This is a genomic window from Actinospica sp. (assembly GCF_035552695.1).
GTDB lineage: Bacteria > Actinomycetota > Actinomycetes > Streptomycetales > Catenulisporaceae > Actinospica.
Map to the genome: position 1 here is coordinate 55,455 of NZ_DASZKT010000266.1, position 11,260 is coordinate 66,714.

General features: G+C 70.9%; 12 protein-coding genes. 4 read left to right on the top strand and 8 right to left on the bottom strand.

Translation table 11 applies throughout. The features are described from left to right. Nucleotides 1-240 precede the first annotated feature (240 nt). Genes VG296_RS30290 through VG296_RS30300 form a run of 3 tightly spaced genes read left to right on the top strand, consistent with a single transcriptional unit; the run spans nt 241 to nt 4,049 of the window. Nucleotides 241-2,073, top strand: a complete 1,833-nt coding sequence (locus VG296_RS30290; protein WP_325571919.1) for a ubiquitin-like domain-containing protein — start codon at nt 241-243, stop codon at nt 2,071-2,073. A gap of 31 nt (nt 2,074-2,104) precedes the next feature. After that, on the top strand, nt 2,105-3,034 hold the full coding sequence (gene rsmA / locus VG296_RS30295) for a 16S rRNA (adenine(1518)-N(6)/adenine(1519)-N(6))-dimethyltransferase RsmA (RefSeq protein ID WP_325571920.1): 930 nt from the start codon (nt 2,105-2,107) through the stop codon (nt 3,032-3,034). Nucleotides 3,035-3,080: 46 nt separating this feature from the next. Continuing rightward, entirely contained in the window at nt 3,081-4,049 is a 969-nt protein-coding gene (locus VG296_RS30300) for a 4-(cytidine 5'-diphospho)-2-C-methyl-D-erythritol kinase (RefSeq protein WP_325571921.1), read from the top strand. A 36-nt stretch (nt 4,050-4,085) separates the two neighbouring features. On the opposite strand, the gene VG296_RS30305 is transcribed toward VG296_RS30300, so the two are convergent. From VG296_RS30305 to VG296_RS30340, 8 genes are all read right to left on the bottom strand, one after another. Further along, nucleotides 4,086-4,355, bottom strand: coding sequence for a hypothetical protein (locus VG296_RS30305; protein WP_325571922.1), 270 nt, complete (start codon nt 4,353-4,355; stop codon nt 4,086-4,088). Between the two features lie 28 nt (nt 4,356-4,383). Continuing rightward, entirely contained in the window at nt 4,384-4,782 is a 399-nt protein-coding gene (locus VG296_RS30310; RefSeq protein WP_325571923.1) for an LCP family protein, read from the bottom strand. Beyond that, nucleotides 4,779-5,162 (bottom strand): hypothetical protein, encoded by a 384-nt coding sequence (locus VG296_RS30315; RefSeq protein ID WP_325571924.1) that lies wholly within the window; start codon nt 5,160-5,162, stop codon nt 4,779-4,781. Before VG296_RS30315 ends, VG296_RS30310 begins: the two co-directional genes overlap by 4 nt. A 112-nt stretch (nt 5,163-5,274) precedes the next feature. After that, entirely contained in the window at nt 5,275-6,816 is a 1,542-nt protein-coding gene (locus tag VG296_RS30320; protein ID WP_325571925.1) for a long-chain fatty acid--CoA ligase, read from the bottom strand. A 34-nt stretch (nt 6,817-6,850) separates the two neighbouring features. After that, complete coding sequence (locus VG296_RS30325) at nt 6,851-7,309, bottom strand: MaoC family dehydratase (RefSeq protein ID WP_325571926.1); 459 nt, start codon at nt 7,307-7,309, stop codon at nt 6,851-6,853. Further along, the gene (gene fabG, locus VG296_RS30330) at nt 7,306-8,070 is read right to left on the bottom strand and encodes a 3-oxoacyl-ACP reductase FabG (RefSeq protein ID WP_325571927.1); all 765 of its coding nucleotides are present in this window, start codon (nt 8,068-8,070) and stop codon (nt 7,306-7,308) included. The genes VG296_RS30325 and fabG overlap by 4 nt, the downstream gene beginning before the upstream one ends. A gap of 4 nt (nt 8,071-8,074) precedes the next feature. Then, nucleotides 8,075-9,262: a thiolase family protein gene (locus VG296_RS30335; protein WP_325571928.1), complete on the bottom strand. Its 1,188-nt coding sequence runs from the start codon at nt 9,260-9,262 to the stop codon at nt 8,075-8,077. Between the two features lie 14 nt (nt 9,263-9,276). Beyond that, nucleotides 9,277-10,431, bottom strand: coding sequence for an acyl-CoA dehydrogenase family protein (locus VG296_RS30340; protein ID WP_325571929.1), 1,155 nt, complete (start codon nt 10,429-10,431; stop codon nt 9,277-9,279). Between the two features lie 82 nt (nt 10,432-10,513). Here VG296_RS30340 and VG296_RS30345 point away from each other — a divergent pair, with 82 nt between their 5' ends. Further along, nucleotides 10,514-11,146 (top strand): TetR/AcrR family transcriptional regulator, encoded by a 633-nt coding sequence (locus tag VG296_RS30345; protein ID WP_325571930.1) that lies wholly within the window; start codon nt 10,514-10,516, stop codon nt 11,144-11,146. Nucleotides 11,147-11,260: the final 114 nt, after the last annotated feature.

The following is an 11,260-nucleotide window of genomic DNA, read 5'->3' on the forward strand; positions in this document are numbered from 1 at the left end:
GGTAGGAGAAAGCTCACACTCTCGGCCGGTAGGCTGCCCCGGAATGCACTGATTTGGCGGTGCAGGCTACTCGCTTATCGGACAATTCGACCGCCTCCAAAACCCATGCGGGCTATGGCGACCTTGGCCCGGAGTCGGTTAAAGTCCGATGCTCGGTAGCCGGATCGGTGGAAACCGGCGCGGGCCCCGGTCCGCGCTCGGCGGCGCGATACGCACGACCGCGCCGCTTCGGAATCCGCCGTGCCCGGGATCAACGAGGTCTGGAGTCTTGTGAGCGGTACGCGCTCGAACCCCCCTCATAGCCCCGACTATGGAGCCGACTACTCGCAGGGCGGCTACGCCGACCTGACGGGCGGTCAGACCGGCGGATACGCCGGGGCCCCGTACGCGGGCGCCGAAGGGTCGTCCGAAGCCGCCGAGTACTACTACGAGGACCAGTACAACCAGCAGCAGTACCAGCAGTACGACCAGTACGGCCCGCAGGGCCAGTACGCCGAGTCCTCGGCGGATTACTACCAGCAGGCCGAGCCCGAGCAGTCCGGCTATCAGAGTCGGCATGGCCAGCACGGCCAGAACAGCTACGAGCCGGCCTACTCGACCGACGCAGACGCCACCTATGACGCGAATGCCCAGTCCTACGGCGAATATGCGCCGTACGGCGAGTACGCGGACACGGGCTACGCGGAGACGGGCTACGCGAACAGCTACGCGGAGCCTTCGTACGCTGAGAACCAGTACGCGGCCGAGCAGTACTCCGCGGGCACCGCGCTGGCCACCGACACAATGGTCGCCGACCCGTCCACACTGGACACGTCGTCCCTCGGCGACTACGGCCTGGACGCGCCGGTGGCCGAGCCGGTCCCGGACACCGCCACGGTGCCCGTCCCCGGACCGCGCCGCAGCCGGGCGAAGGGCTCCGCCGCGCCGACGCGTCCGGAGACGAAGACCGACGGCGTCGGCAAGCCGCCGAAGGTGCTGCGCACCCGGCCGCGCACCGGCCCGCTCGGCCGGATCGTGCAGGGCACGGTGCTCGCCGCCCTCGTCGCGGGCGCGGTCACGTATGTGGCCTTCGACAAGTCGATCACGCTGAGCGTCGACGGGCAGACCCAGACCGTGCACACCTTCGCCGGCAGCGTCGGCGCGGTGCTCACGGCGGACGGGATCAGCACCGGCGGCAAGGACGTGGTCAGCCCGGCGCCCGGATCTTCGGCCTCGAACAACGAGACCATCACCGTGCGCTACGGCCGTCCGCTGAACGTCAGCGTGAACGGCGTGAAGACGACCGCCTGGGTGCACTACCCGACGGTCGCCGCCGCGCTGCAGGAGCTCGGCGTGCGCACCACCGGCGCGCAGGCGTCCAAGCCATTGTCCGCGGACATCCCGCGCGCCGGGATGAGCGGCCTGGTCGTCTACACGATGCGGCACGTCACCTTCCTGGTGGACGGCAAGTCCCTGCCGCTGAACACCACCGCGCCGACCGTGACCGCGGCGATGGCGCAGGCCGGGATAACGCTGCACAACCAGGACGCGCCGTCGGTCGCGGCGAACTCCGTGCCGGCGGACGGCGAGACGATCTCGATAAACCGGATCACCGGCACGACCGAGACGAAGCAGGTCTCACTCCCGTTCCAGACGACCAAGGTCAACGACTCGACCCAGTACGTCGGCACGAGCTCGGTCAAGACGCAGGGTGTGGACGGCGAGGAGACCGTGACGTACGCGGTGCTCGTGGTCAACGGCGCCAAGCAGTCCCCGAAGCAGATCTCGGAGTCGGTGACCAAGCAGCCGGTCAACGAGGTCCTCTCGGTGGGCACCAAGGCGCTGCCCACGAGTGCGTCGAGCCTGAACTGGACGGCCCTGGCGACCTGCGAGTCCGGGGACACCCCGAGCGAGAACACCGGCAACGGCTTCTACGGGATGTACCAGTTCACGATCGGCACCTGGGATTCGCTGGGCGGCTCCGGTCTGCCCTCGGACGCGAGCGCGGCCACCCAGACGGCGCTGGCCGAGAAGCTGTACACCGAGGCCGGCTCCGGACAGTGGCCGGTGTGCGGACACTACCTGTTCAGCTGAGCACGCGCTCGTCACCTCTAGAATCGGTGGCATGCGGCAACCTGCACAGCTGAACGGCGCCGAGGACGATTCGGCGGGACCGGGCGGAGGACGAGCCTCCCTCCTCGGTCCCGCCGACGTGCGTCGGCTGGCGGACCGGCTGGGGGTGCGGCCGACCAAGCAGCTCGGCCAGAACTTCGTCATCGACCCGAACACCATCCGGCGCATCGTCGCGGCCGCGCGGCTGAGCGCGGACGACGTGGTGGTCGAGGTCGGCCCCGGCCTCGGTTCGCTCACCCTCGGGCTGCTGGACGCGGCGCGCCGCGTGGTGGCCGTCGAGCTCGATCCGGTGCTCGCCGAGGCGCTGCCGGGCACGATCGCCGAGCGGGCGCCGCGGCTGGCCGCGAACTTCGAGCTGGTGCACGCGAACGCGCTGCGGCTGACCGAACTGCCCGGGCAGGCCCCGACCGCGCTGGTGGCGAATCTGCCGTACAACGTCGCGGTGCCGGTGCTGCTGACCATGCTGGAGCGCTTCCCCAGCCTGCGCCGGATCCTGATCATGGTTCAGGCGGAGGTGGCCGACCGGCTGGCGGCCGAGCCGGGCGGCCGGGTCTACGGCGTGCCCAGCGTGAAGGCCCGCTGGTACGCCGAGGTCCGGCGCGCGGGTTCGATCGGCCGTAACGTGTTCTGGCCCGCGCCGCACGTAGAATCCGGCCTGGTGGCCCTCGATCGCCGTGAGCCGCCGCGTGCCGACGTCGCCCGGGCCGAGGTGTTCGCCGTGGTGGACGCGGCCTTCGCGCAGCGCCGCAAGACCCTGCGGGCCGCGCTCGGCGGCTGGGCCGGTTCCCCCGCCCGGGCCGAGGAGCTGCTGCGCCGCGCCGGGGTGGATCCCGGCGCACGCGGCGAGTCCCTCGGCGTGGCAGAGTATGCCGCGATCGCGGCGGCGCGCGCCGCCGATGATTCGAAGGAGTCTGCGTCGTGACGCACATGACGACGGACGAGACCGAGCCGGGAACGGAGCCGGGACCGTGAGCGCCGCCGAGCAGCCCCCGTGGGACGAGGGACCCTTCCAGCCGGAGGTGGTCACGGTGCGGGTCCCGGCGAAGATCAACCTCTCGCTGTCCGTGGGTCCGCTGCGGCCGGACGGCTATCACGAGCTGGTGACGGTGTTCCACGCGGTCTCGCTGTACGACGAGGTGATCGCCCGTTCGGCGCGCGGCATCTCGCTCTCGGTGGAGCCGCTGCGCCGCGACTCGGACGTGGAGCAGGTGCCGGCCGACGAGCGGAACCTGGCCTGGCAGGCGGCGGCGCTGCTGGCCGAGCAGTGCGGCGTGGAGCCGAACGTGCGGCTGACGATCCGCAAGGACATCCCGGTGGCCGGCGGCATGGCGGGCGGCTCGGCGGACGCGGCGGCCACCCTCGTGGCCTGCGATGCGCTGTGGGGCACCGGACTGCGCCGGGACGAGCTGCACGACATGGCCGCGCAGCTGGGCAGCGACGTGCCCTTCGCGCTGCACGGCGGCACGGCGATCGGCACCGGGCGCGGCGAACACATCTCCCCGGTGCTCGCGGCCGCCGGTCTCGAGTGGGTCATCGCGGTGCTCGACGCCGGGCTGTCCACGCCGAAGATCTTCGAGGCCTGCGATCTGCAGCGGCGCCGTGCGAACGTGCAGGCGCCCGCCCCCGGCGTGCACCCGGACCTGATGGCGGCGCTGCGTTCCCGCGACACCATCGCGATCGGCCGCGCGCTGTACAACGACCTGCAGTCCGCCGCCGTGGAGGTGCTGCCGGAGATCGGCGAGCTGCTGGAGCTCGGCCGGGCCGCGGGCGCCTGCGGGACGCTCGTCTCCGGCTCGGGACCGACGACGGTGTTCCTGGTGGACAGTCCGGTGGCCGCGGCGAACGTGGAGGCGGAACTGCGCGTCTCGGGTCGCTGCCGGGCGGTGCGCCGGGCCCGTGGTCCGGTGCCCGGCGCGAACATCGTCAACGTGCGCTGATCCGTTCCCGACGCCGCGCGCCCTACGCCGCACGCCCTACGGGTGACCGCCGTACTGGCCGGACGGCAGGTCGGAGCAGACGTTCTCGTCGCCGTTCCGGGCCTCCGCGCTGATGGTCGCGGTCGACGAGGCCGAGGCCGACGCCGCGGAACCCGAGCCGGATCCGGAGTTCGAGTCCGGGTTCGAGTTCGGGTTCGGGTTCGGGTTCGGGTTCGGGTTCGACGAGGACGAGGCCACGACCGCGTGCGGCGCATTGGTGCCGATCACCAGGGTCACCGAGCTGACGTTCGAGCTCTCCTTCACCACCGAACCCGCCACCTGGTTCGCGACGGTGTCAGCCTCGGCCTGGTCGCCCGAGGTCGCTGTCCACGGTGATGTTGCCGGTGACCGCGTTCGCGATCTTGTAGAGCGTGACCGGGTCCTCCAGCGTGCCGTTCGCGGTCAGCTTGCTGAACAGCGCGCTCATGAACTGCTGCTGCATCCGGATCCGGTTCAGGTCCGTGCCGTTCGCCAGGTCGTGCCGGTCGCGCACGAAGGCGAGGGCCTGGTTGCCGGTCACGGTGTGCAGCCCGGCGCTGAGTACGAGGCCTGAGTAGTTCGGGTCGTTGATGCCCGGCTCCGGGACGCAGATCTGCACGCCGTTGACCGCGTTCGTCAGGTCGGTGAAGGCGTCGAAGGTGAGCTCGACGAAGTGGTCGATGCGGATGTTCGTCATCGCCTCGACCGTGGTCACGGCGCAGGCCGGGCCGCCCTCAGCGCCTTGCTCCGTCGCTTCGGGTTGGCCGCCCGCGCCGACTCCTCGGCGGCCTGCTTCCGCGCGTGGCCCTTGGGATCCACCTCGTCGAGGTCTAAGTCGTCGTTGACCCGGCTCGGCCCGGCGGGCGGGGCGACGGACGCCGCTTCGGCCCGGGCCCCGCGTCTGCCGGAACGGCCGGGGGCGGGCGGCGGCGGTGCGGCGGATCGGCTGCGGCCGCTGCGGGGCGGGTAAGACGCCGGGTGCGCGCTCGGCTCCTCACGATACGAGGGCGTCCACGGCGCGGGCTCTCCGTACCGCGCGGGCTCGCCGTCGCGCTGCGGCCCGGCGGCTTGCCGCGGATCCTCGTCGTAGCCCATCGCGACCACCCCTCCCTCAGCTGATGTTCAGCTTCCGATGGGTGGACCGCGCGGCGCGGGTCCCGGTTTCCGCCGTCGCGAGCCCGTGGCTGTTCCGGAACCGAATCAGGAATCAGTGCGCGAAACGGTCACGAAGTTCGCGCTTGAGCACCTTCATCGACGGGCCCAGCGGGAATTCGGTCACGAACTCCACGCGGCGCGGGTACTTGTACTTCGCCAGCCGCTCCTGGGACCACTCGATCAGCTCGTCGGCCGTCAAAGTGGCTCCATCGTTGAGGATCACGCACGCGCAGATCTCCTCGCCGTGCACCTCGTCGGCCAGGCCGATGACGGCGACGTCGCGGATCGCGGGGTGGCGCAGCAGGCTCTCCTCGATCTCGCGCGGGTAGACGTTGTAGCCGCCGCGGATCACCATGTCCTTCTTGCGGTCGACGACGGTGACGAAGCCGTCCTCGCTCTTGGTGCCGAGGTCGCCGGTGCGGAACCAGTCGTCGACCATGGCCGCGGCGGTCGCCTCCGGGTTGTCCAGGTACCCGGCGAACACGTTGTGGCCGCGCACCACGATCTCGCCGAGTTCGCCGCGCGGCACGAACTCGATGACGCCCTCGACCTCGGCCCGCGCGATCTCGACCTCGACGCCCCAGATCGCGTGGCCGATGGTGCCGGCGCGGGTGCCGAGCGGGGGCTGGTTGACGGTGACGACGGGCGAGGTCTCGGACAGGCCGTAGCCCTCCAGGATGTCCGCGTCGAAGGTCTCGTTGAAGGCCTCGAGCACCGCCGCGGGCAGTGCCGCGCCGCCGGAGACCGCGAGCTTCAGTTTGGGCAGCGGCCTGCCCGCCGCGCGGCGCGCCCTGCCCGCCTGCACGAGCGCGAGGTACATCTGCGGCACGCCGTGGAAGCTGTTGACCTGGTGCTCGAGGATCAGGTCGATGGCCTCGTCCGGTTCGAAGCGCGGCTGGAAGACGACCGTCGCGCCGATGCGGAAGATCGTGTTCATCGAGACGGTCTGGCCGAAGATGTGGAACAGCGGCAGGCAGCCGAGGGCGATGTCGTCCTTGGCGGTGTTCAGGGCGTCGTAGCCGTTCACCATCGCGTTCATCACCATATTGAGATTGGTGAGAACGGCGCCCTTGGGCTTGCCGGTGGTGCCCGAGGTGTAGATCACCACGGCCGGGTCCTCGGGCTGCCGGGAGACGTACGTGGTCAGCGGCTCGACCTTCGCGACCTCGTCCGCCAGCTTGGGTAGCGGCGCCTCCTCGGGAACGGGTCCGACGAGCCGCACCGGCACCTCGGCCTGCGCGGCCGCCTTGACCGCGTCCTCCGCGCGGACGGCGTGCGCGATCAGCAGCCTGGCGCCGCTGTTGCGGAGGATGTACGCGATCTCGTCCGGGGTCAGCAGCATGTGGATCGGCACGACCACGGCGCCCGCGGCCAGGATCGCGAAGTACGTGCGCGGGAAGTCGATCACGTTCGGGCTCATCAGGGCGACCCGGTCGCCCGGCCGCAGGCCGAGTTCCCGGATCGCCGCCGCCTGGCCGCGGGACTGGGCCCACAGCTCGGAGTACGACAGACGCTCAGTCCCCTGAATCACCGCGGTTTTGTCCGGCCGGCGCCAGGCGGGTTCGGCGAGGACGGCTGCCAGGGAGAGCGTCATTGCGTACTCCAGTTCTTCAATCGGTTCGGATGGCTCAAAGGTAGATGCGTGACAAGGTCTCGGCAACGGCCGCGGGCTTCGGCGCGCCCTCGAGCTCCATCGTCACACTCGCCGCCACCTGCAGCGCGTCGCCGGGCACGTCCTCGACCGAGGCGATCGAGACGTGCGCGCGAACCCGCGAGCCGACCTTCACCGGCGTGATGAAACGCAGTTTGTTGAGACCGTAGTTCACCGAGAGCCGCGCTCCCTCGACCGTGTACACCTCCCAGGCCAGCGCCGGAATCAGCGACAGGGTGAGGAATCCGTGCGCGATCGTCGAGCCGAACGGGCCGTCCTTGGCGCGTTCCGGGTCCACGTGGATCCACTGATGGTCGCCCGTGGCGTCCGCGAACGTGTCGATCCGGTCCTGCCCGATCGTCACCCAGGAGCTCGTGCCCAGGTCCTCGCCGACCAGGCTCTTGAGCTCGCTCGCCTGAAGCACCCTCGGGCTCATCGGTTGGCACCGCCGTTCACCTGGATCGTCTGGCCGGAGATGAACGAGGACTCGTCGGCCGCGAGGAACGCGACGGTGGCGGCGATGTCCTCGGGCTCGCCGACGCGGCGGACCGGGGTCTCGGCGGCGGCGGCCTTCTTCAGCTCCGCGGGGTCCAGCCCGACGCGGCGCGCGGTGGCGTCGGTCATCGCGGTGGCGATGTAGCCGGGCGCGACCGCGTTCACGTTGACGCCGAACGGGCCGAGCTCGATCGCCAGCGTGGCGGTCAGACCCATGATTCCGGCCTTGGACGCGGCGTAGTTGACCTGTCCGCGGTTGCCGAGGGCCGAACGCGAGGAGAGCGAGACGATCTTGCCGTACTTCTGCGCGACGAAGTGCTTCTGGCACTCGCGGGACATCACGAACGCGCTGCGCAGGTTGACGGCGATGACCGAGTCCCAGTCCTCGTCGGTCATCTTGAACAGCAGGTTGTCGCGGGTGATCCCGGCGTTGTTGACCAGGATGTCGACCTTGCCGAACTCGGCGACGACGGCCGCCACCAGCGTCTGCACGTCCTCCGTCTTCGACACGTCGGCGCCGTAGGCCGCGGCGCGCCCGCCGTCCTTGACGATCGCCTCCACGGTCTCCGCGCCGCGCTCGGCGGTCAGGTCGGCCACGGCTACCGCCGCGCCCTCGGAGGCCAGACGGCTCGCGATCGCGGCCCCGATCCCCTGCGCTCCACCCGTGACGACGGCGACTCTGCCTTCGAAACGCTTGCTCACGATCTCAGATCCCTTCGATGAGTACGGCAGTGCCCTGCCCCACGCCGACGCACATGGTTGCGAGGCCGCGGCGCAGCCCCTCCCGGCGCATCCGGTGGATCAGGGTCGTGACGATCCGGGCGCCCGAGCCGCCCAGCGGGTGTCCGATGGCGATGGCGCCGCCGGACGGGTTGACGAGTTCGGGGTCGATCCCGAGTCCGTCGGCGACGGCCAGCGCCTGCGCGGCGAAGGCCTCGTTGAGTTCGGCGGTCTGCACGTCCCCCAGCTTCCAGCCGGCGCGCGCGAGCACCCGGCCGACAGCGGGGATCGGGCCGACGCCCATGATGTCGGGGTGCACGCCGGCCGATGCCCCGGCCACGTAGCGCGCCAGCGGCTCGACGCCGAGCCGGGCGATCCCGGCCTCCGAGGCGAGCACCAGGCCGGCGGACCCGTCGTTCATCGGCGAGGAGTTCCCGGCCGTGACCGAGCCGCCCTTGCGGAACACCGGCTTGAGTGCCGCGAGCTTTTCAAGCGACGTATCCGCCCGGATGCACTCATCCCGACTCACCACGTCGCCCGCGGGATTGGTGATCGGCAGCACCTCGGCGTCGAAGTGCCCTGCTTCCCAAGCGGCGGCGGCGTGCCGGTGCGAGCGCAGCGCGAACTCGTCCTGCCGCTCGCGCGGGACGTTGTAGCGCTCGGCGACCTCTTCGGCCGTCTCGCCCATCGAGAGCAGGCCGTGCAGCTCGCGCATCTTGGGGTTGACCAGCCGCCAGCCGAGGCGTGTGTCGACCATCTCCATCTTGTTCGGCAGCGCGTCGTCCGGCCGCGGCACCACGAAGGGGGCACGGGACATCGATTCGACGCCTCCCGCGAGCACGATGTCCGCCTCACCCGCGGCGATCGTGCGTGCGGCGACGGTGAACGCCTCCATACCCGAGGCGCACAGCCGGTTGAGCGAGGCACCGGGCACGGAGTCGGGCAGGCCGGCGAGCAGCACGGCCATCCGCGCCACGTTGCGGTTCTCCTCGCCCGCGCCGTTGGCGTTGCCCCAGTAGACGTCCTCGATCTCGGCGGGGTCGAGATTCGGCAGCCCTGTGACAAGGTCGCGGATGACCTCCGCGGCCAGGTCGTCCGGTCTCACCGTGGACAGGCCGCCGCGCAGCTTCCCGATCGGCGTGCGCCGGGCCGCCGCGATGTATACGGGCTCCATCGGAGTCCTCTCTCCTAGGCGATCGCGTTGATTCCGGTGTGGGCACGCCCGATCAGCAGCTTCTGGAGCTCGCTGGTGCCCTCGTAGAGCGTCATCACCCGGGCGTCGCGCACGAGCTTGCCGACCGGGTATTCGTCGATGTAGCCGTAGCCGCCGAAGACCTGCAGGGCGTTGTTGGCGCTGCGTACGGCGGCCTCGGAGGCGAAGAGTTTGGCCATCGAGGACTCGCGGGCGAAGTCGAGCCCGCGGTCGATCAAGTCCGCTGCGCGCCAGGTCAGCAGGCGCGCGGCGTCCACGTCGGTGGCGATCGCCGCGATCAGCTCCTGCACGAGCTGCCGGTGCGCGATCACCTTGCCGTCGAACTGGATCCGGGTCGTCGCGTGCCCGACCGCAGCCCGCAGCGCGGCCTCGGCGATCCCCACGCATCCCGCGGCGACCGACACCCGCCCCTTGGCCAGCGCCGACATCGCGACCGAGAATCCCTTGCCCTCCGGGCCGAGCATCGCCGTCGCCGGAACCCGCACCTGATCGAACACGAGCTCCGCCGTGGCCTGCCCCCGCAGCCCCAGCTTCCCGTGGATCTCCTTGCGCTCGAATCCCGGGAGATCCGTAGGCACGAGAAACGCACTGATCCCCTTGTACCCGGCCTCCCCCGTCCGCGCGAACACCAGCGCGACATCGGCCCAGGTCCCGTTCGTGATGAACATCTTCGAGCCCGATATCACCCACTCGTCGCCCGCGCGCACGGCCTTGGTGCGCAGGTTGGCGGCGTCGGATCCGTTGTCCGGCTCGGTCAGGGCGAAGCAGGCGAGGGACTTCCCGGAGCAGAGCTTCGGCAGCCAGTGCCGCTTCTGCTCCTCCGTCCCCCACTTGGCTATCGACTTGCCCACCAGCCCGAGCGACACGGAGACGATCCCGCGCACCGCAGAATCGCCGCGGCCGAGCTCCTCGAGCACCAGCACGTAGCCGAAGTGGTCGCCGCCGGAGCCGCCGTACTCCTCCGGGATGGTCAGCCCGAGAAAGCCCAGGTCACCCAGCTTGGGCACCAGCTTCGCGTCCACCTGCTCGGCCCGATCCCAGGCGGTCGCGTGCGGCGCGATCTCCCGGTCGGTGAACTCGGCCGCGAGTCGGCGCAGCGCCTCGTGCTCCTCGCTGAGCGACAGGTCCATGCCCGGTCCTTCCGTAAACTAACACTGCTAGTTTTAGACTGTAGTCCAGCAGAACGCCACGAGGGAACAGGGAGTGTGACCGATGGCACGTCCGCGCGCACCCCTGCTGAGCCGGCAGAAGATCGTCACCACCGCGCTCGCGCTGATCGACGCCGAGGGCCTGTCCGCGCTGACCACGCGCCGGCTGGCCGGGCTGCTCGGGGTGAGCGGGCCGAGTCTCTACAACCATTTCGCCACGATGGACGACCTGGTGGAGGCCGTGGCCGAGGCCGTGATCGGGAAAGTGGACCTGGACGGCTTAGCGGACGCCGACCTGCCCTGGGACGAGTCGATGCGCCACTGGGCCAGGTCGTACCGCGACGTCCTCGCCGCACACCCGAACCTCGTCCCGGTCGCCGTGCACGGCCCGGGCCGCCGCCCCTCCGCCCTGCGCCTCGCCGACGCCGTGTACGGCGCCACCGTCCGCGCCGGCTGGCCCCCGCGCGAGGCCACCGAGATCGGCGCCCTCATGCGCTTCTTCGTAGCCGGCGCCGCCCTCGGCTCCTTCGCCGGCGGCTTCTCCGAAGACCCCGACCTCTACGGCGCCGACTACCCCCACCTCCGCCGCGCACACCTCCTCGCCTCCAGATCCCGCGACATCGACGACGCGGCCTTCGAACTCGGCCTCGACTCGCTGCTCGCGGGCCTGCTGCGGCGCCGGCCCGAGGGCGGCTGAGCGGCCGTCACCCGTCGCCCGCCAGCCGCGCGGCGGCCATCACCGCGCCCGGCCGCAGCATGCTGGTGACGTGCAGCTCCCGGTCCGGGGAGACCGCGACCCGGTAGCCGAGCG